Origin of the sequence: Staphylococcus agnetis, from assembly GCF_002901865.1 — a bacterium.
In the GTDB taxonomy this organism is placed as follows: Bacteria; Bacillota; Bacilli; order Staphylococcales; family Staphylococcaceae; genus Staphylococcus; species Staphylococcus agnetis.
In genome coordinates this window covers 15,467-37,270 of sequence record NZ_PPQF01000047.1, presented here as the reverse complement: position 1 = coordinate 37,270, position 21,804 = coordinate 15,467, and the positions used below count along the sequence as shown (strand labels likewise).

Sequence of the window (21,804 nt, the reverse complement as noted above, 5' to 3'; positions counted from 1 at the left end):
TACTATTATTTAGAGGTGTTGATATGGCAAAAATATATTTTGATGCTGCATCACAAGGCAATCCAGGTTTAAGTACTTATGGTGTGGTAATTGTAGAAAATCATCAGCGTTATGTATTTGCTGATGTAATTGGAGAAAAAGAGAATCATGAGGCAGAATGGGAAGCGTTGTTAATTGCATTAAAACAAGCGCAAAATTTGAACGTCTCTAATGCCCTCATACATACAGATTCAAAATTAATAGAAGATGCAGTGAATCGTGAGTTTGTTAAAAATGCTAAGTATAAACACTATTTGACATCATATTTAGCTCTATCCAATGCTTTTGACCTGTGTTTTGTCAAATGGATTCCTAGAGAACAAAATAAAGAGGCGAATATGTTGGCGCAATCAAAGCTGTATCAATATACAAAAAAACGAAGTTAAAAGTGGAACACCAAAGTTTGAATTAAGCGTTATTTTAATGAACAGTTAAACATAATACGTTTAACGCTAAAAATGTATTGACATAGCCTTCAACATTCATTGATGAGTGCTGAAGGCTATGTTATTTGTTATATTCGATGCTTAATTTGATTATGAAATCTTCTCAATAATGTTTCATACATTGTTTTAAAAGAGTGATCTCAAGTAGCGATGGGAAACTCGTAATTCATGTGCCTCACATATTCGAAGCGCATGCATAATATTGTGCTCATAGAGTAGGTATTGTTCTAAATTTTTAAAGTTGATAGGTACATTGTCTTCAATACGTGCTAATCGCTTCGATAGTTTTAAATCATCAAGATGTGTTTGGATTTTCTTTTGTTGTCCTGGTGTAAGATGATGCATATTTTCAAGCACACCCTCTACTGAGTGGTATGCTTGAATAAGTTTAATGGCTGTTTTTTCACCTATCCCCTTAACACCTGGGTACCCATCCGCACTATCTCCCATAAATGCTTTAATATCTATTAATTGTTTAGGCTGTAATGCGTACTGTGATATAAATGCTTGTTCGTCGACTTTTACATATTCAGTGAATCCTTTTTTAATTAACCAAATTTCTACGTTTTTAGAAGCACATTGGAGTAAATCACGGTCGCCTGTAACAATGACAACTTGAGCGTCTTCTACATCTTTATAATGACTTGCAATCGTTCCAATAACGTCATCTGCTTCATAATGAGATACACCTATATTATGAAATCCTAATGCTTCAGAGATGTGCTTAACATGATCAAATTGTGGTAATAATGCTTCTGGCGGCTCCGTCCTATTTTGCTTATATCCTTCGAAAATTTCGTTTCTAAAAGTTGCTTTTCCCATATCCCAACATACAGCTACATGTGTTGGATCAGATTGTTTAATCGCAGTATAGATGTGACGAATAAAACCTTGTGTGCCATTTGTGGGTAATCCTTTGGAAGTGAACATGTACTGCTTATTCACGCTTGTCGCATAAAAATGTCTAAACAATAATGCCATACCATCAATTAATAATATTTTTTTACTCATGTGAATCCTCAATTTCTAAAGTATTTTGTAATTTAGGTAATATTTGTTTGATTTGTGCCACTAATTGATTATCAATACGATATGAAATGACTTGGTCTATTTCGCTTTGAGCAACTTGCTCTAATTCATTTAGAAGTGACTTTCCTTGTTGAATCAATAATTGATTACGCTCATGTAATGCTTTTTTTAGATGCACTATAGGTGTTTGTAAATGTTGGAGCGTCTTCTCTTTGATTGCTTCTTGGATTTCTTTTTGTCCTTGTGCTTGAATAATTTTCTTTTTCGTTAAAGATTTAGGCAACGAAGCTACAAAAGTGTCTAAATCAAGTTTTAAATAAGGTGTCTCAAGTTGGTCTAATTGAAAAGTTAATTTTGGTTGTACCAATACATGTAGTTCGTGCAATGCTTTTAATGTAGGGATGCATTGATGCTCAAAGTGATCTATGAAACAGCGTTTTAATCGTTCAACGATTAAAGTTTGTTCTAAGTATAGTTTTTGATGAACATGATCTAAATAACGTTTAGAAGCTGCTAGTTTTTCTTGTTTAAAATCATCTGTATTTGTCATTTGGCCGTTAAATACTGCTTTGATATCATCTAACAATTGTATTTTTAAACGTTCATGAAGATGATAAAGTTGATCAGAAATTTCATTTTCAGCCTGTTGGGCAGTTGTTGATAAAATTTGAGCATCAAATACGTGAGGTGATCGTATTGTTTTTAAACGTTCATGTTGGTGTGTTCGTTTCGTGCTATCTTTCTCAAAATCAAGCACCATTGCGTTTAAAGCATCGTATATGTAAAGAAGTTGATGATTCAATTGTGACTCTAATACTTCTTTTGATTCTACTTGTGCAAAATCATCTACACGCGCTTTAAGTTTCTCTAGACCAGCATCACCATGTATTAAGGCATTTCGACTAGATACTCCAAACACTTCAGGTGTCATTCCCACTTCATTTAATGCACTTTGTACATAGTTCATTACAGCGTAACGGTCTTCATCTGTTTCTGCAAGATCTGTCGCATTGACAACCATTTTAAACGCTTGGTTTTCCATCAATTGATTCATTTCTTTCATATGTTGAATAAACGCTTTGTCATTATCTGTAAATGAATGGTTAAAGTAACTCACGTAAATAATTAAATCTGAAGTTGTTAAAATCTTTTCAGTTTCATTAGTGTGACGTTGATTATTCGAATGCAATCCTAACGAATCAATAATAATTTTATCTTTTAGCCATTCCAATGGTAATTGAAGATGTACAGTTTTTACAAATGTTGCATATTGATCTTCTGCACTCCACTTTTTAATGTCATCTTGTGCAACCGCCATCGTTAAACTGTCTTTAGTTAAGCGTGAATATAGATCATAATTTTGTTCTACAGCGTGAATAAAGGCTAAACGATTCTTATCAATATTAGCTTTAAGTTTTGTTTTATCCTCTTTTAAAAATGCTTCGATAGAAGAAAATGTGTACCCTGCAACTTCCGTGACATCATTGATCTCTGAAAGTAAGGTAGATTTAGATTTAAATGTAATCGCATTGTTATGACCATATGATATTTCGGTCGTCGCTGAAGTCGTTGGGTTAGGTGAGCTTACTAAATATTGATCTCCTAATAATGCGTTGATTAAACTGCTCTTCCCAGCGCTAAACGTTCCGAAGACACCGATTTTGATGATATGTTGATCCATGCGTTTTAGCGTGTCATCAATATTATTTTTTGTCGTTTGGAATAAAGGTAACTCTTGTAGCGTTTCTAACGAAGACTTAATTTTTTCTATTTGCGATACGTGATGTTTTTGATTCTTTGAAGCTTGCGATATATCTACTTGAGCGTTTTGGTTTATAGTTTGTGGTTCATAGTTTATCGGTGTACGATCTATCAGTTTATCCAATGAATCGTCTAAATGAATATAATAATGTTGATAATTTTTCGTATCTAAAGATGCTTTTAACGCACGAAGTTCTACATATTGCGAATATAGGTTAGCGTCTTCATTATTGGTATTTGTTTCTTCAATAATATCAATGGATGATACGATGCGGGTATCTAATGGTTCACTTGATTTCAAGACGTACTGTCGTATTTGTTTCATTAAGTTTTCAGAAAATGTCAATACATATTGATTGCTAATTTGTATTTGGGTCTGATACAAATCTGTGATTAAGTCAACTGGAATGTCAAAGTTTTGATTGACAATTTGATGATTTAAACCTTGATCATGTATAAAGCGTGTCAAATAAGACATATCTTCACGCATGGGCTTTGCTATTTCTTGTGTGACTTTATTTTGAAGGGCGTCCATCAACGTATTTAAGCGTGACTGACGTATTTCCTCTAATTTCTTTTGTTTATTAAACCAACCACCCACTTTAAAATCTTTTGCATTACTTTCTAAATAATGACGTATATGTTCACGCATATCATGTGTCATGACGTAAGCATTATCTAAAATGTGTTTTCGATTGTTATATAAATCTGTTTTTAAAGTAGATTTGTTGCTTAATCGTGCGGATTCCTCTTGAACAGCTTGATTTTGTTTAAAAGTGTCATAGGCATGGTCAAATTGGTCAACTTCAATATTTAACTGAGACAATATATCATTCATTTTTTGTTCCAAATAATCTGATTGATGTTGAGTGATAAAATCGACCATTCGATTTACATAATCTTTAACGGGTTCTCTATTTTCATCTTGCTGACGTATAAAGGATTTAAGTGCTTCAAATTCATTTGCTTCATGTGAAAACTTAGTTATGTAGAACGTGGCTTCTAGTTGTATATCCCATTCTTTAAGCGACGCCTCCACACGGGATTTAAACGTTTCAAATGGAATTTCTGAATCCACATGTTTATCAATTTGATTGATCACAAATACCACAGGAATATTGGCATGATTTAAACGTTTCATAAATTGAAAATTTAAAGCTGATTGCACATGATTATAATCAACTGTGTAAAATACCATATTACTAGTGTATAGAAAGCTTTCTGTACTTGCGCTATGTGATTGAACATTTGAGTCCACACCAGGTGTATCTTGAAACGTTAAGCCTTGACGAAATTCATGAGACTTAAAGCGAATATCTATCGATTCTACATTATAGTTTTCTCGATTCATTTGTTTCACATCATCGTATGAATCTAAAATAGTATAGCTTTGACCTTCTATATTTGCTGTAATGCCTGAAGTTTCAGAAACAGTTACTAGAGCTGTGTTACTTGTTGTAGGAACAGGTGAGCTCGGTAAAATATCCTGACCGATTAACCGATTTATAACCGTAGATTTACCAGCAGAAAAATGACCGACAAATGTCATCGTATAATGATCTAAATAAACTTTTTTGATCATTTGATTGATTGTATGTACAAAAGACGTGTGATTGGACTTCTCCGCTTCTTTTTTTAATTTATATAAAATATCCAATTGTGCTTGGTTATGCATAGTGTACTCCCCTTGTTTAAATGGTTCTTTACTATTGTATTATAGGTGACGCCATTAAAAAAACCAACAACACGATTCAAGAATAAAAGTGAACAATAAAGATGTCACATTGAATGAATAACTAATGTTGGATTTAATGCAATTCCTTTAAGCTATATCAAACTCATTAATGTTGTAAAAAATGCCTCTTTTATCATTCATCTGGTCAAATTTTTAATAGACAAACGAGATAGCATTTCAGCAACAACAAAATAGAAAAAGCTTCCAAAATTCACATACATGAATTTTGAAAGCTTGCAATGAAAACAACTATAATATCATTTTTTGAGTTATCATACACAATTTTATAAGCATATTGAGTGCGTTAATTTTGATATTTTAAAGGTGTAGGTCTTTTATATATTTTGATAATTTGCGATAAAACATAAATTAAAATACCTGACCATATAAAACAAAATGTAATAAATTGGTCCATGTTAAACGGTTCCTTAAATACAAAAATACCTAATATGAAAATAAGTGTTGGCCCAACATATTGGATAAACCCCATTAAGGATAGTGGAATCCTAATGGCGCCAGCAGAAAATGAGAGTAAAGGGATGGCCGTGACAGCGCCTGAAAACAGGAGCCAAAATGATGACATATTAAATCCAATACTTAAATGATGTTGGAACGTCATATATAAGATATAAATGAGTGCCATCGGTGTGGTCACTATCGTTTCAATAGTTATACTACTCATCGCATTTAAAGGGACTAATTTTTTTAATAAACCATAAATTCCAAATGAAAATGCTAACAATAAAGAGATGAAAGGAAATTCACCTATTTTAACGGTCATATAAAGCACGCCAGTTAAAGCAACGACTATAGCTAACCACTCTAAACGATTAAAGCGTTCTTTAAAGAATATCATTGCTAATAATATACTTACTAATGGATTGATATAATATCCCAAACTTGTTTGTAATACATAACCAGCTTCAATAGCATAAATAAATGTTCCCCAATTTAATGTCACCACATAACCAGCAATAATAATAATGATGATTTTTTTAGGTGACGCAATGAGTTGTTGTAAATCGTTTTTAAATGTTGTCCATTGTTTCATTAGTGGCAACAACAATAACATAAAAATAAGGGACAAAATTATGCGTATCATTAAGGTTTCAATCGCATTAATCCCCGTGATTAATGCCCAGTAAAGTGGTAATGTTCCCCAAAGTATATATGCGATTAATGAGAACATAATCCCCTTTTTAAAACTTGTATCTTGCATCGACATAGCCCCCTTTATCTTCATAAATGATTATCTCACTATTGACACAATCATTTACATTCTTGAACAGCAATGTATGTCACGAAAATCATTATAATTATGAGAAGCGGAATGCAACTAAGAATACTTTACAAGTTTGCACTTTACGCATCAGCTTTTTTAGGTGCCCAGTATTGATAATACGTTGTTTCAATATAGCCATTAAAGAGTTTTCGACGTTTTGTAGCTTTGCGATTGGCTAAATATTCAAAGTCTTTATGACTTGTCATAATATAAAGCGAAAGTTGGTCATGTTTATGAAGTAATGTGCCTAAATAACGATACATTTCTTCAACTTCGTTACGTTCACCGATACGTTCGCCATAAGGTGGGTTTCCAATAATACCAATTGGTCCCTCATGTGTAAGTGTTAAAGTATTCACATCTTTGACACTAAATTGAATAATATCACCCATGCCAACTTCATCAGCGTTGGCTTTTGCTATTTCTACCATATGAGGGTCAATATCAGAAGCATATATTTCAATTTCTTTATCATAATCTGCAGCTTCATCTGCTTCAGCGCGCAATGAATCAAATAGCTGATCTGGCATGATATCCCACTGCTCGGATACAAAAGAGCGATTGAAACCTGGCGCAATATTTTGAGCAATCATGCAAGCTTCAATAGCAATAGTTCCCGATCCACAAAATGGGTCGATAAGCGGTGTATCCCCTGTCCAGTTAGCTAATTTAACTAAAGCAGCAGCTAGTGTTTCTTTAATCGGTGCTTCCCCTTGTTTTAAACGATATCCACGACGATTTAAACCAGAACCAGATGTATCAATCGTAAGTAAAACTTTATCTTTTAAAATGTTAACTTCGACCGGATAATTGGCCCCAGATTCTTCTAACCATCCAGGGGTTTTATAAGCGTGTTTGAGACGTTCAACGATAGCTTTTTTAGTAATCGCTTGAACGTCAGGTACACTAAATAACTTTGATTTTAAACTACGACCTTGCACAGGAAATTTTCCATCTTTACTAATGATTGCTTCCCAAGGCAAAGCCTTTGTTTTTTCAAATAATTCATCAAAAGTTACTGCTTCAAATTGACCGACAATGAGTTTGACACGATCAGCAGTTCTTAACCATAAATTGGCTTTAACAATAGCGCTTTCGTCCCCTTCGAAATAAATGCGCCCGTTCTCAATACGTGTCTCATATCCTAACTCTTGAACTTCTTTAGCTACAATAGATTCAAGCCCCATAGGACATACTGCTAGTAATTGGTACATGATTTTCCTCCTAAAATAATTTGATATAGGTTGCTATGTATAAATTAAATAAATTGTATCATACTTATGTTATTCATAATGAACATATGGCATTTAGTAATCATGTTCATCGATGAGGGTAATGATGATGTGTGATGTCATTGGATAGCGGTTTAAAGGGGTACACATTTATAGTGAAATAAATGATGGGGCTGGAACATTGATGTCCCAGCCCCGAACTAGTAGTGATATTTTTATAAGCCATGTTCTGTCCCGTAGTACTCATGATGTGCACTAGTTACACTGGTACGCCGGTCGTAATCATCTGTCTGAAAAGCATATAACTTTTCCTCATCTATACGTTCATTTCCGTTAGACAAGTGCTCCTACCAAATTTGGATTGCTCACTCGAGGGGTTTACCGCGTTCCACCTTCGTTATTTCTAACTGAAGCTACGTCACTGTGGCACTTTCAAACTATTGTAACCGTATCAAAAGACTTAGGTTAGGTCGTTGCCGTCAATAAATGTATTGCCTTGACTTATGGTTTCATCAAGCACGAACACTACAATCATCTCAGATTGTGTGAGCATGGACTTTCCTCTATATTCACTATAGCGATTACGCAAAATATCACTCAAAAATTATATCATTTTGTTTCATAAAAGCAATGATTATTTACCAAATACAGCCTTTTCAAGGTTAGAGATACGTTTAAGAATGTCTACATTGCTATTTTGATTCGTACTTTGGTTAGCAAAACTTTTATTATCGTGTGAACGACCTGATGCGACACGAATACGTAAATCTTCAATTTCTTTTTTTAATTTATTGTTTTGCTCAGTTAATTTAATGACCTCACTATTTAAGTCAGCCATTTTTTGATAGTCCGCAATGATATCATCTAAAAAAGCATCTACTTCCTCAGGACGGTAACCGCGTACCATTGTTTTTTCAAAATCTTTCTCGTAAATATCTTTTGCAGATAACTTTAAAGAAACATCTGACATGATTTCTCCACCTCATTTGATTCAATTTTCTTCAGACCATTGTAAATCATTGATAAAGCTCGTAATTTCGTCAAACGCCACAATATCACAAGTATAGTTTGTTTTTTCTGTAAAATCAACTAACTTACGCTTGAAAAACTTAGGGCTCGCTTCTTGTTCTTCATCATAAATCAAAAGCGTAATATCTGTATGATCTAACATAAATTGATCTGCAGCTTGAAATTGATGTGGCCCTTCATAAGGGCGTTCAAAAACACTACGTACAAAGTCAGCATGCGCTATAATTTGCTGATAACGCAATTGATTAGTATCATTCCACTTCTCTGTATGATTTTCAAATGGCGATATGATACCTAATTTTAAATCAGGATAATCTGACTTTAAATCAATGACACATTCTGCTGTCCATAATTCAATACCCAACTGGCCTTGAATTAACACCCATTCAAGTCCCTCTTCGATATAACCTATCAATTTATGCGTTATAAATTGCTTCAAGTACTGCACTTCTTTAGCGGACTCATTAAAAATATTGAGTTCATAAGATTTGTATCCTGTAACATACATCGTTTTAAACATGGTTTTGTTCACTCATTTGTTTTAGATAATTTAAATCATGTGTGACAACTTTAATTTTATCATTAAATATTTTAGTACTTGTTCTTTTATAATGACATTCTACAGAAACTTCTTCAATAATTTGAATGAGACGATGAAATTTTTGGTCATTAAAATATGGGAACGTAAGCATAGAATGATAATTTTTTTTAAACGACAACAAAGATGCGTCTACTTCACTAACAAACGGTTTGATATCTTTTTCAAAGTCGTATTGATGACCTTGTTTAGCTAATTTAAAGCGCTTTTGTATTGCTTTATTTATTTCTATCAATTCTTGGACATTCATATTAACCTCCAAATGTGTATATCTCGTATTACATGCTTATTACAACTGGATTAAGGGTAACGCATCTATAGCATTTGTGATACAATAATATCAGTTTATGATAACTTTAATTGCATCGTATTATATACGAACATAATATTGATTTGCAAAGTGTTTTGTATCGTAATGTCATTGGAATTAAAGGATATCATACGAGTTAAGTAATGTGTTAAGCGCCCTATTTACTTAATTATTAAATGATATGTACCTTAAAACATTACTAATGTAGTAAAGAACAGTCGTTCTAACTTAATTCAGAATTTAGGTGGCAAAATGAATTATCCAAATGGTAAGCCTTTTAAGCCAAATCAGACTAGAGGCGGAATCACGAATATGTCACAGCATAGTAAAATTGAATATGGTGGACGTGGGATGTCATTAGAAAAAGACATTGAACGTTCAAATCAATTTTATATGAAACACCGACGTGCAGTGATTCATAAGAAGCCTACCCCAGTTCAAGTGGTACATGTAGATTATCCTAAACGTAGTCAGGCTGTTATTAAAGAGGCTTATTTTAGAACGCCTTCTACAACCGATTATAATGGTATTTATCAGGGTTATCACATCGACTTTGAAGCGAAAGAAACTAAAAATAAAACGTCTTTTCCGTTACAAAACATTCATGAACATCAAGTGCGACATATGTCTCATGTGTCAGAACAAGGTGGCATAGTGTTTTTACTCATTCGATTTAAAGTGCTTGACGATGTGTACCTACTCCCTTTTAAAAACTTTCTTCCTTTTTGGGAACGGTGTCAACAAGGAGGAAAAAAATCTATTTCGGTTGAAGAAATTCAAGAAAATAGTTACTATATTCCTTATCAATATCAACCAAGATTAGATTACCTCAATGCAGTTGATAAGTTGATATTAGATGAAAGTGAGGACCGCGTATGACGGAAAAGAAAAGGACTTCTAATAGTTCATCTCAGAAGTCCGGTCAAAAAAAGAATAGAAACATCAAGCGTACCATCATCAAAGTGCTGAGTTTTATGGTGCTTGCCGGAGTTATTTTAGGCTTACTAGCAATCTTACTTTTTGCATATTATGCCTGGAAAGCACCCGCCTTTAATGAAGCGAAATTACAAGATCCCGCACCAGCAGAAATTTATGACAAAAATGGACAACTTGTTAAAAAGCTTGATAACGGTGCAAGACGTGAACACGTTGACTTAAAAGATGTCCCGCCACAGATGAAAAATGCTGTTTTAGCGACTGAGGATAATCGTTTTTATGATCATGGTGCCCTTGACTACAAACGTCTTTTTGGAGCTGTTTTAAAAAATGTCTCTGGAGGCTTTGGTGCTCAAGGTGCGTCAACACTTACGCAACAAGTTGTTAAACGTACATTCTTAACTGATCAAAAGTCAATTGAACGTAAAGCGCAAGAAGCATACTTATCATATCGTTTGGAACAGGAATATTCTAAAGATGAAATATTCCAAATGTACTTAAACAAAATTTATTATTCTGATGGTGTATATGGTATTAAAGCTGCTGCTAAGTATTACTTCAACAAAGATTTAAAAGACTTAAATCTTGCTGAATCAGCGTATTTAGCTGGTCTACCACAAGTACCTAATACGTATAATATTTACGATCATCCTGAACAAGCAGAACAACGTAAAGATACTGTATTATACTTAATGGCTTACCATAATCGCATCTCTGAAAAAGAGAAAAAAGAGGCTCAAAACACACCTATTACAGAGAATCTAGTACAACGTACTTCAACAGAGCGTCAAATTAAACCTGATGATAGTACAAAACAATATGATTCATATGTTAACTTCATTAAGCAAGAATTAATGGCACATCCAGACTTTAAAGGTGAAAACTTATCTGACCTTCTAAACAGTGGTATTAAAATTTACACTAACATGGATAAAAATGTTCAAGATACATTACAAGAACGTGTAAATAATGGTGGTTATTATAAGAATGAAGACCAACAAGTTGGTGCAACGATAGTTGACAGTAAAACAGGTGGTCTTGTAGCGATTTCGGGTGGACGTAATTACGAAGATGTCGTAGAAAGAAACCAAGCGACAGACCTACACCCTACCGGCTCTACATTAAAACCTTTCTTAGCATACGCACCTGCCATTGAAAATCTCCAATGGGCGACGAATCACGCATTACAAGATGAATCTGCGTATAACGTAGACGGTGGTACGTTTAGAAACTATGACCAAAAGAGTCATGGAACGGTTGCACTGTATGATGCCTTACGTCAAAGTTTTAATATTCCTGCCCTTAAAACTTGGCAACAAGTTAAAGAACAAGCAGGCAGTAATGCACCGACTGATTTTGCTAAAAAAGTTGGTTTAGAATATGAAAACACTAATATCGGACCTTCCGAAGTATTAGGTGGTTCATCTTCTGAATTTTCACCAACACAATTAGCGTCAGCCTATGCATCTTTTGCCAATGGCGGTGAATATAACAAAGCGCACGCGATAAAACGTGTTGAAGAAGCCAATGGCAATACGATTGAGTTTGATCATACGAGTCATAAAGCAATGGAAGATTACACTGCTTATATGATTACTGATGTATTAAAAGGTACATTTAAAGCATATGGTTCTGCTTATGGTAACAATCCAGGATTTAATGTTGCAGCAAAAACAGGTACAGGTACTTACGGTTCTGAAGTGTATCAACAGTACAATTTACCAGATTCAGCTGCCAAAGATGTATGGATTGCAGGTTACTCCCCTAGATATACGATGTCTATCTGGATGGGCTTTAACAACGTAAAACCATATGGTACAAACTCATTTGTAGGTAGTAGCGAACAAAAGTTACCTCAAGAACTATTTAGAGAAGTAATGTCAGGCATTCACCCTCCAGGATATAGCGAAGACTTCAAACGTCCAGATTCTGTAGGAGGCAGTGATAAGAGCCTATATGTTGCAAAATCACCAGACCATAATACTACAAGTAACTTTACTGAAAATAGTGGTGGTACAAATGCCGGTGGTTCTAGTACTACTACGAATCGCCCAACAGCAAACTCTCAAAGTGGCGTAACGGGTAATAGTGGAACGACAAATCAAAGAAATTCTACTGGTGGCCCAAGTGGTACAATTCGTAACTTCTTTGGATTTTAACGCAAACAAACTCCTAGACAACGATGTTGTTTAGGAGTTTGTTTTTTTATATTACAAATATGCAAGTGCTACCGACACGTCAATACTTTTAAAGATCTTCTTCATGACGGACGCGATAGGCTGCGTGCATTTTTATAAGTTCTGTTTTTAATGTTTTCATTTGTTGATATCCCATATAATGATGTTTACGTTGTTGAATATACGCCAATCGTTCTGTTAAATTAAATGGTTTAATCATTAACTGTGTTTCATCAAGTGGCTCAATAGAAGAGATATGATTGATATCTTTAAAATAAGATATGAGTAATTCGTAATAAGCATCTAATAAGTCAAATGAAGGTGGTTTTCCAATTAAACGTTTTTTGGCAAGTGCATCTAATTCGAGTTCAAGGTTATGAAAATGAGTGTAGCGATTCATCATGAGACGCCACCTACTGCTCTTAATGACGCTTTATAACGTTTTTGTCCCTCACGACAATCATCAAATAAAGGACATTCTCCGCATTTCGGTTTGCGTGCTAAACAATGATATCTTCCAAAAAAGATTAATTGATGATGACTTTTAGTCCATCGATCTTTAGGGATAATAGATGTGAGCTTACATTCTACTTCTAAGACACTATCTTTCCAACGACATATCCCTAATCTTTTTGAAACGCGCTCTACATGCGTATCGACGGCTAAAGCAGGCGCTCCAAAAGCCACACTCATGACCACGTTAGCTGTTTTTCGCCCCACGCCAGCTAAACTTTCAAGTTCTTGATGTGTGTTTGGAACCTCCCCATCAAACTTATCAATTAATGATTTAGATAATTTTTGAATATTTTTTGCTTTATTCCGATATAATCCGATACGTCGAATATCATTTTCGAGTTCTGAAAGTTCAACATTTAAATAATCTTCAGGTGTATGGTATTTTTGGAATAAGTCTTGTGTTACTTTATTAACGGTGTTATCTGTACATTGTGCAGATAATAAAACCGCAATTGTGAGTTCAAAAGGATTGCTATGTTTTAATTCGCATTCTGCATCTGGAAACATTTGATCAATTGTATCTATCATTTCTAAAGCTTTTTTCTTACTTACCATTTGGTGACTCCCCATTTAACCAATCAAACTTAGGGAAATTTTCAATTTTTTTTGCTCCCTCTTGTGATTGTTTTTTAAATTTTGCCCGTATAGGTTTTGAATCTTCCACAGTAGTGACATTATTCTTTTGCCAATTCAACAATATTCGATCAATATACTTTAAATTTAATTTATTATGACTTAAAGCTTCGTCAATTGCAGCATCGATTAATTGGTGTGGATAGTGATCGACGTCTAACCATTGTGAAATCGTTTCTATTTCTAATGGTGATAATGCCCTACCAAAATTGGTCTCAATTTTAGAAAATAAACGTTTAAAATGTGCTGTGTCATTTTCAAGCTCTAATTTTTGCTTTTCTTGCTCTAGCACTTTTGCGAACTGATTAAAGAAGCCGTCCATATTTATGAATTCTGAGAATTTACCGTCATGATCTTTTTCAACTTTCATTGATAATAAATCTAAACGAATAAGTTTTTGGATAATCATAGTGACTTCTGTTTCTTGCATCGTCGTACCTTGTTTAAGAACATCTATTGAAGGTTGTAAATTAGACACTTCATAGGCGTGTAAAATTTTAATTAGTATGATTAAGTCTGCTTCGTTCAAACCGAGTGCTTGATAATAATTTAGCAATTCGTATCGAATGACCACAGGACGAATTTGTAGTTCTCTTGCATTCATGTCGTCACCTCGTTTCGTTTTGATATAAAAAGACCAAGCTCAAAAATTAGTCATGAGACTTGGTCTACAGTCATTAAATACTATGGATATAAACGATTTAATAAACGTGGGAATGGAGATGTTTCACGTACATGTTCAACACCCGAAATCCATGCTACAGTGCGCTCAAGTCCTAGACCAAAGCCACTGTGGGGAACCGAACCATATTTACGTAAGTCTAAATAATATTGATAACTTTCCGTATCTAATTGATGCTCGTCAATACGTTGTTCGAGTAATTCAATATCATTGATACGTTCTGAACCACCGATAATTTCCCCATAGCCTTCAGGTGCAATTAAATCGGCACATAAAACCGTTTTTTCATTGGCTGGATTTGGTTGCATGTAGAACGGTTTAATTTGAGTTGGATAATTAACGATAAATACAGGTAAATCATAATGGTTTGCAATAGCAGTTTCGTGTGGCGCGCCAAAATCATCGCCCCATTCAATGTCATCAAATCCCTCTTTATGCAAGAATTCAATAGCATCATCGTATGAGATGCGAGGGAATGGTGCTTTTACTTTAGCTAATTTAGATGTGTCACGCTCTAACGTTTTAAGTTCAATTTCACAATTTTTGAGAACAGATTGAACGATAAACGATACATATTGTTCTTGAACTTCTAAACTTTCATCATGTGTAGTAAAGGCCATTTCAGGTTCAATCATCCAAAACTCAATTAAATGACGACGCGTTTTGGATTTTTCTGCACGGAAAGTTGGACCAAATGAGAACACTTTACCATACGCCATCGCAGCAGCTTCCATATACAGTTGACCACTTTGAGATAAAAAGGCATCTTCATCGAAATATTTTGTATGGAATAATTCACTTGTGCCTTCTGGTGCACTAGCTGTAAGAATTGGTGGATCGATTTTTGTGAAACCATTATTGTTAAAGAATTCATAGGTCGCACGAATAATTTCATTACGAATTTTCATCACTGCATGTTGTTTTTTTGAACGTAACCATAAATGACGATGATCCATCAAAAATTCTGTACCATGATTTTTAGGTGTGATTGGATAGTCATGAGCATCATGAATCACTTCGATGGATTTGACTTGCATTTCATATCCTAAATCTGAGCGATTATCTTCTGTGATTTCACCCGTAATATATAAAGAGGTTTCTTGTGTAATGGACTTCGCTTGTTTAAAAGTGTCTTCATCTACAGCTGCTTTAACGACAACACCTTGCATAAAGCCAGTTCCATCACGCAATTGTAAGAACGCGATTTTACCGCTTGATCGTTTATTTGCGAGCCAAGCACCGATTGTAACCTCTTGACCTATAAAATTCTTAGCTTCTTTTATCGTTGTTTTCATAACCAGTCTCCTATTACATTTTTACTCTTTCTTATTTTATCAAAACTCACTTATAAGTTCTACAATCGCAATAAGTTCAAACAAAATATCATTTCATGTTACTTTTTTGACTGTAATTGAATTAATAATTTATCAAAATCGTTCATTGTTCCGTAATGTTTAGCAAATGGTTCAAGTGCTTCATTGAAAAAATGTTTATAATGTTGCTCTTTTAAACGATTGTCGAATGAAACCACTATACCTTGATCATGTTCATTTCGTAGTAAGCGCCCTAAACCTTGTTTAAATCTTGAAACAGCTTCAGGAAGGACATAATCTTTAAAGATATTATCGAATTCATCCTTTAGAAGTACTGGTTTAGCATGATACTGACTCATAAATGGTAATTTGGTAATCATAACACATTTTATGCCATTGGCTTGATAATCAAACCCTTCAAAGAACATCGTAGTGCCTAATAAAATCGCTTTATCAAAGTGGTTAAACTGCTGAACGATTTTAAAATTTTGACTAGGTTGTTGGGATAAAATGACATAATCTTCAAGTGCTTCTAAGTCTTGTAAATAATTCATAACTTCATATAACATTTTATAACTTGTGAATAAAACCAAACACTTACCTTGGACGATTTCAGCATACTCAATAATGTATGAAACTATGGATTGAATATAATCATCATGGTGATGGTAATCAAAGCGTTCGATATCGGATGGTATAAATAAATGTCCCTTTGTATTTAACGGTACTTTTGGCTTGATGGTAAAAGTTTTAAATGCTTCGTTATTAAACCATTTTTTATAAGCATCAAATGAGCCGTTAAATGTTAACGTCCCTGAAACAAACGTAATGGAATCAAATTTATTAAGAACTTTATTCGTTAAAATCGTTTTAATTTTATTTTCTTTAATATGCACCTTTAAAGTGGACTTTTGATGCGTATTTTTGAGTGATAGATAAAACGGTTGGTGTTGCTGAATCGCCTTTTCAAAATATTTCATCATATCTCGTATATACAATAAATGTTTGCGAATCGCTTTAATAGTAGCATGTTTCATGCTATTAAAATTCTCAAGTGTTAAATTAATTTGTTGGATGAGACGACTCAAAGGCTTTGAAATTTGTTCAGAATCTAAATTATAAATATAAAATGTTTTGGCACTTTCGTCTTCATAAATTTTTGACTGATGTGCACATTCAAACAACACGTTAAAAAGGTGCTCATTTTCTTCATGAATACGATCAATGTCTTCTTTAATTTGAAATACATCGATAGGTGGTATGTCTAATTTTTCATCTATGCGCTGTTGTTCTAAAACATCTAATTGACGTAATAATTTTTCATTTTCTGTTTTACCAATTAACCCGAGTTGGTATTTTATGTCAGCATAACCTACTACTTTAATCGCCCTATCAAAAGCATAATCAGGTAACCGATGTGCTTCATCTATAATACAATGATTAAATAATTGGTATATGGAATTGTCTGGAGAAGAATACATTAAGTGGGCGTGATTTGTTACACCAATTTGTATACGTTGTGCATTTTGCTTAATATGATGGTAATAATGTACATCGTTTTTAATTGGAATATATGTTTCGACTTTTTGTGTAAAGTACATTTTTTGCCCGCCACGCAAATGAAGTTCTTGTATATCCCCTGTTTCTGTTTGTAGAATCCAGATTAAAAGCTGCATCTTTAAAACATTCACTTCATAATTTGGTGTAGATTCCTCGAGGATTTGACGTACAAGGCCTAATGAGATGTAGTCGTGTTTGCTTTTAATCATACGCGCGTGTAAACGTATATTCAGTGCACGATTAATCATAGGAATGTCATGTTGCAACAATTGATTCTGTAACAACTTTGTATTTGTCGAAATCATAACATGTTCCCCGGTTTCAATATGAAACATCAATGCAGCAATAAGATATGCAAGCGATTTACCGCTTCCTGTGTCTGCCTCTATCAAGGTCTTTTCACTATGCATGATTTGATTATATATCGTTTCAGCCATATACAACTGTGTTTCACGATATTGATACCCTGCTTTGTCAATGATCGTTTGATACAGTGTTTGAATGTCTCCTTCAAACTGTATACGGGTTTCTTTTAAATCTAGAATAGGTTTGTAATATAGGCCATTAAAATGGCGATATGTAGTGACATGTTCATTGTTTTTATGTTGTCGAACCAGCTCGAAGAAATAATGATCCAATTGATACTTTAAATGTTTACTTAAAAAGTAAAGTTGTTTCATCGTTTCTACCGGAAGTTGTTCTAATTGCTTAAAAGCAATAATCATCAGTTGTGCCGTTGTACGTGCATCTTCATCGGCACGATGCGCTTGTTCTAAAACGATACCTTTCGCATCAGCTAATTCACTTAATTGATAACTTTTTTCCATTGGGAAAGCAATTTTAAATAATTCTAGTGTATCTATAATTTGTGGAGGTTCATAATCGATGTGCGCACTTTTAAAGGCGAATTGAAGAAAGTTCAAATCGAAATTGACGTTATGTGCCACGAATATACAATTCTCTAGTTTATGATATATCTGGCGCGCAATATCTTTGAAATAAGGCGCTTGATCAAGCATGTCCGCTTCTATTGAGGTTAAAGCTTGAATAAACGTCGGTATTTCTAAGTCTGTTTTAACCATAGAATGATATTGATCTACAATTGAATGATTTTCAACAAAGGATATTCCAATTTGAATAATTTCATCATAGCCCACTTGATTTCCTGTCGTTTCTAAATCGACAATCGCGTAGCGCGTATTTGACATATCACCCCTCCTTTCTTTTTATCTATAGTTCAATATCTGCACTCATTAGACGATGAATCGTTCCTGTTGTATCTACAACATGTAAAAAACCCTCATCATCAATTTCTATTACTTTGCCGTAAAACTGACGTTTGCCTTCAGTAAAACGTAATTGTCGATGCCATATGTTGGAAGCAGCAACGTATTCCTCTTTAATTGATTTGAATGAAGATGTTAGGAATTGATGGTATCGTTTAGCGATATGTGAAATGAGTGTCTCTAAAAACGTATAACGTTCAATGGACTGACCACTCTCAATTTTAATACTTGTTGCAATTTGACGTATTTCATCGTCCCAGTCAGAAGTAGTTTGGTTGATATTAATGCCTATACCACAGATGACCGCTTCAATACCATCTGCATTTGCTACCATTTCAGTTAAAAAGCCACATATTTTCTTTTCGCCAATATAGATATCGTTAGGCCATTTAATTTTAACGTCTTCATCTACATAAGCTTGAATCGCATCACGAATCGCTAACGACATGAATAAATTAAATGTTGTTAACATGGCATAAGAAATTTGAGGTCTTAAGACGAGTGACATCCACAGCCCTTTTCCCTTAGAAGATTGCCAAGGTCTTTTAAATCTCCCACGACCTTCAGTTTGGGTATCACTAATAATAAGCATTGGTTCATCATGGTCAACCAATAGATGTTTAGCTTCAAGCTGTGTAGATGCTACTGAGTCATAGCAGTGTATGATATCAAATAAAGGTTGATGCGTTAATACAGATTGTACGATACTTGTATGCCAAGTATTAGGGAAAGTATTGAGGCGATGCCCTTTATTATGTACAGAGTCAATAGAAATACCTTCAGCTTTAAGTTGATCAATGACTTTTTTTACCGTCATTCTAGAAATATTCAGTTTTTCTGCGATGGTTTGACCAGAAATGTAATTCGGTCGCTCATCCGTAATTAATTTTAATATGGGGTCTCTATACTTCGACATTTGATTTCACCCATTCTATAATATCAGATTGTGTATTGAGTGTTTCTTGAGTTATAACCGCGCATTCAATTTTTCTTAATGCTTGTTTTAACCAAGGGCCACTAGGTTGTTGTAATACTTCCATTAGTACTTTACCATCAATTGGTATTTCTTTACGAGACCGAATTGGCAGTTGTTCGTAAAGTGAATGAACGCTTGTCGCATTAAAAAATAAAGGTGATGGCAACATAATGCCATGATTTTGAAACAACGGACGCAAATCAAGAATCGTTTGAGCAAGTGTAATACCGTAATCATATAACCAAATTTGAAGGTCACGTTTTGATTGAATGGATTGTAATTCTGATACAGCGGAATATAAAACATCAGCTTCCTTAAGTGTTTGGTTACTTAATTTTAAAGTTTTTATATGTGCTTTCTTTCCCTCTAATAAATACAACAACGCAAGGAATTGCACAAGTGTCAACGGTTCAGATAAAGAGAGCGTTTGCCATTGATATTGATTGAAATAAGGCACATGCGCCAAGAGATTAATGCTTTGAATTGCTGAAAAAGCCTTTTCGATTCCTGAACCTTTAAGCAACTTATCTAGCTCCGCTATAATACGTTCGATGGATAAATATGCAATATCACAAGCGGCATTCCGCATCGCTTCAAACGTATTAGGATCGATTTCAAAATTAAGTTGAGATTGGAATCGTAATCCTCGAATGATGCGTAAAGCGTCTTCAGCAAAACGTAAGTTGGGATCGCCCACTGTACGAATCAGACCTGCTGTTAAATCATGTCGCCCTTCAAAATAATCATAAAGTTTAAATGATGTATCCATTGCCATCGCATTAATTGTAAAATCTCGACGTGCGACGTCTTCATATAATGAGCGCACAAATTGTACATCATTTGGGCGACGATGATCATCATAGTCACCTTCAGTGCGGAAGGTCGTAATTTCATAATTGTCCCCTTCAAAGACAACATTAATCGTACCATGTTCTTTGCCAACTGGAATCGTGTGCTCAAAAATAGCTTCGATTTCATCTGGTGTAGCACTTGTAGCGATGTCGATATCATGAATATCACGTTGCAAGTAATAATCTCGTACAGCGCCACCGACAAAGTAAGCTTTAAAACCATGTTTTGAAATGTGCTCCATTACAGGTATCGCATCATAAAAGGCAGTTTTAGTCATGTGTGTACGCGTCTCCTAACATTTTTTCATAATAATGCTCATATTGATCTGCAATTTTAGAGGAATGAAAACGTTGTTGAATATCTGCTAACATAGCCGCCTGCATACGTTGATATTGTTTTGAATCTTGTAAAATAGAAACAGCATAGTCTGCCGCTACATGTGCGTCTCCAATATTCACTAAAAAGCCTGTTTCTTCATGTTTAATGACTTCTTTAATACCACCTGCACTTGTGCCTATAGGTATGACACCTGAGTTCATCGCTTCTAAAAGGGTTAAACCAAAACTCTCTTTTTCACTCATCAATAAAACGAGATCAGAAATTTGATAAAAATTACTCATACAGTCTTGTTTTCCAAGAAATAAGACATCATCTGTTAAGTTTAACGCTTTTACAAGTTGTCGCATATCTAACAATTCAGGTCCATCGCCAATTAAAAGTAATTTTGCTTTAATGTTTTTACGGATATGTGCAAAAGTTTCGATAATCGTATCGATGCGTTTAACTTTACGGAAATTAGACACATGAATGATGACTTTCTCATCTTGTGAAATGCCGTAACTCGCACGTAGTTCGGGTTGACGTCCTACTGGAAACTCGTGCTCTCTCACAAAATTATAAATTGGAACGATTTCTTTGTCAGGTTCTATAATTTGATACGTTTCATCTTTCAGTGATTGACTCACACTTGTGACAATATCACTTTTTTCAATTCCAAATTTGATGGCATTTCGTAATGCATGATCGTAACCTAAAACAGTGATATCTGTCCCGTGTAATGTTGTCATAATTTTAATATCTTTGCCTGACATTTGGCGTGCCAGTATGCCACAAATGGCATGCGGTATCGCATAGTGCATATGAAGTACATCTAAATCATGTTCATTAATGACGTTAGCGATTTTTGTACTTAAGGAAATATCATAAGGTGGATATTGAAATACCGCATATTGATTAATATCTACTTGGTGAAACGTAATGTTCGGTACGGGTTTGTTAAGTCGAAATGGCATATTTGAGGTGATAAAATGAACTTCATGCCCGCGTTCTGCCATTAAGATACCTAATTCTGTGGCAATGATGCCTGATCCGCCAACCGAAGGATAACACGTAATTCCTATTTTCACATTGGC

General features: G+C 34.4%; 18 protein-coding genes and 1 other RNA gene. 3 read left to right on the top strand and 16 right to left on the bottom strand.

The genetic code is table 11. The annotated features are described in order from the left end of the window. The first annotated feature begins 23 nt into the window (after positions 1 to 23). Positions 24 to 425, top strand: a complete 402-nt coding sequence (locus CD172_RS07760) for a ribonuclease HI family protein (RefSeq protein ID WP_060551054.1) — start codon at positions 24 to 26, stop codon at positions 423 to 425. 186 nt (positions 426 to 611) lie between these two features. Here the strand turns inward: CD172_RS07760 and CD172_RS07755 are convergent, their stop codons facing one another. The 8 genes from CD172_RS07755 to CD172_RS07720 all read right to left on the bottom strand — a co-directional run bounded on the left by CD172_RS07755 (position 612) and on the right by CD172_RS07720 (position 9,401). Next, positions 612 to 1,496, bottom strand: coding sequence for a 5'-3' exonuclease (locus CD172_RS07755; protein ID WP_103345997.1), 885 nt, complete (start codon positions 1,494 to 1,496; stop codon positions 612 to 614). Beyond that, the gene (locus CD172_RS07750) at positions 1,489 to 4,950 is read right to left on the bottom strand and encodes a dynamin family protein (RefSeq protein WP_103345996.1); all 3,462 of its coding nucleotides are present in this window, start codon (positions 4,948 to 4,950) and stop codon (positions 1,489 to 1,491) included. The genes CD172_RS07755 and CD172_RS07750 overlap by 8 nt, the downstream gene beginning before the upstream one ends. A gap of 364 nt (positions 4,951 to 5,314) precedes the next feature. Continuing rightward, complete coding sequence (rarD, locus tag CD172_RS07745) at positions 5,315 to 6,229, bottom strand: EamA family transporter RarD (protein ID WP_103345995.1); 915 nt, start codon at positions 6,227 to 6,229, stop codon at positions 5,315 to 5,317. A 143-nt stretch (positions 6,230 to 6,372) separates the two neighbouring features. After that, positions 6,373 to 7,506: a THUMP domain-containing class I SAM-dependent RNA methyltransferase gene (locus CD172_RS07740; protein WP_103345994.1), complete on the bottom strand. Its 1,134-nt coding sequence runs from the start codon at positions 7,504 to 7,506 to the stop codon at positions 6,373 to 6,375. A gap of 231 nt (positions 7,507 to 7,737) precedes the next feature. Further along, positions 7,738 to 8,117, bottom strand: an RNA gene (gene rnpB / locus CD172_RS07735) — RNase P RNA component class B. A 41-nt stretch (positions 8,118 to 8,158) separates the two neighbouring features. Beyond that, positions 8,159 to 8,494, bottom strand: a complete 336-nt coding sequence (gpsB, locus tag CD172_RS07730; RefSeq protein ID WP_037564338.1) for a cell division regulator GpsB — start codon at positions 8,492 to 8,494, stop codon at positions 8,159 to 8,161. 21 nt (positions 8,495 to 8,515) lie between these two features. Further along, positions 8,516 to 9,073, bottom strand: a complete 558-nt coding sequence (locus CD172_RS07725; RefSeq protein ID WP_103345993.1) for an SLOG family protein — start codon at positions 9,071 to 9,073, stop codon at positions 8,516 to 8,518. Further along, a complete protein-coding gene (locus CD172_RS07720; RefSeq protein WP_103345992.1) occupies positions 9,066 to 9,401 on the bottom strand; it encodes a DUF1798 family protein in 336 nt (111 codons plus the stop codon). Before CD172_RS07720 ends, CD172_RS07725 begins: the two co-directional genes overlap by 8 nt. Positions 9,402 to 9,713: 312 nt before the next feature. On the opposite strand from CD172_RS07720, the gene recU reads away from it, so the two are divergent. After that, on the top strand, positions 9,714 to 10,340 hold the full coding sequence (gene recU / locus CD172_RS07715) for a Holliday junction resolvase RecU (protein WP_037564332.1): 627 nt from the start codon (positions 9,714 to 9,716) through the stop codon (positions 10,338 to 10,340). Next, positions 10,337 to 12,556: a transglycosylase domain-containing protein gene (locus CD172_RS07710; RefSeq protein ID WP_103345991.1), complete on the top strand. Its 2,220-nt coding sequence runs from the start codon at positions 10,337 to 10,339 to the stop codon at positions 12,554 to 12,556. The genes recU and CD172_RS07710 overlap by 4 nt, the downstream gene beginning before the upstream one ends. A gap of 88 nt (positions 12,557 to 12,644) precedes the next feature. On the opposite strand, the gene CD172_RS07705 is transcribed toward CD172_RS07710, so the two are convergent. From CD172_RS07705 to bshA, 8 genes are all read right to left on the bottom strand, one after another. Continuing rightward, on the bottom strand, positions 12,645 to 12,974 hold the full coding sequence (locus CD172_RS07705) for a YpoC family protein (RefSeq protein WP_165805524.1): 330 nt from the start codon (positions 12,972 to 12,974) through the stop codon (positions 12,645 to 12,647). Continuing rightward, positions 12,974 to 13,645, bottom strand: a complete 672-nt coding sequence (gene nth / locus CD172_RS07700; protein WP_060551063.1) for an endonuclease III — start codon at positions 13,643 to 13,645, stop codon at positions 12,974 to 12,976. The genes CD172_RS07705 and nth overlap by 1 nt, the downstream gene beginning before the upstream one ends. Next, positions 13,635 to 14,327 (bottom strand): DnaD domain-containing protein, encoded by a 693-nt coding sequence (locus CD172_RS07695; RefSeq protein ID WP_060551064.1) that lies wholly within the window; start codon positions 14,325 to 14,327, stop codon positions 13,635 to 13,637. Before CD172_RS07695 ends, nth begins: the two co-directional genes overlap by 11 nt. Positions 14,328 to 14,407: 80 nt before the next feature. After that, positions 14,408 to 15,700 carry an asparagine--tRNA ligase gene (gene asnS / locus CD172_RS07690; protein ID WP_103345989.1) on the bottom strand — a complete coding sequence of 431 codons (1,293 nt, stop codon included), beginning with the start codon at positions 15,698 to 15,700 and terminating at the stop codon, positions 14,408 to 14,410. Positions 15,701 to 15,798: 98 nt separating this feature from the next. Then, complete coding sequence (locus tag CD172_RS07685; RefSeq protein ID WP_103345988.1) at positions 15,799 to 18,486, bottom strand: helicase C-terminal domain-containing protein; 2,688 nt, start codon at positions 18,484 to 18,486, stop codon at positions 15,799 to 15,801. Between the two features lie 22 nt (positions 18,487 to 18,508). Continuing rightward, positions 18,509 to 19,480, bottom strand: a complete 972-nt coding sequence (locus CD172_RS07680; RefSeq protein ID WP_085622361.1) for a biotin--[acetyl-CoA-carboxylase] ligase — start codon at positions 19,478 to 19,480, stop codon at positions 18,509 to 18,511. After that, positions 19,467 to 20,669 (bottom strand): CCA tRNA nucleotidyltransferase, encoded by a 1,203-nt coding sequence (locus CD172_RS07675; protein ID WP_103345987.1) that lies wholly within the window; start codon positions 20,667 to 20,669, stop codon positions 19,467 to 19,469. Before CD172_RS07675 ends, CD172_RS07680 begins: the two co-directional genes overlap by 14 nt. Continuing rightward, a complete protein-coding gene (gene bshA, locus CD172_RS07670; protein WP_103345986.1) occupies positions 20,662 to 21,798 on the bottom strand; it encodes an N-acetyl-alpha-D-glucosaminyl L-malate synthase BshA in 1,137 nt (378 codons plus the stop codon). Before bshA ends, CD172_RS07675 begins: the two co-directional genes overlap by 8 nt. Between the last annotated feature and the right edge of the window lie 6 nt (positions 21,799 to 21,804).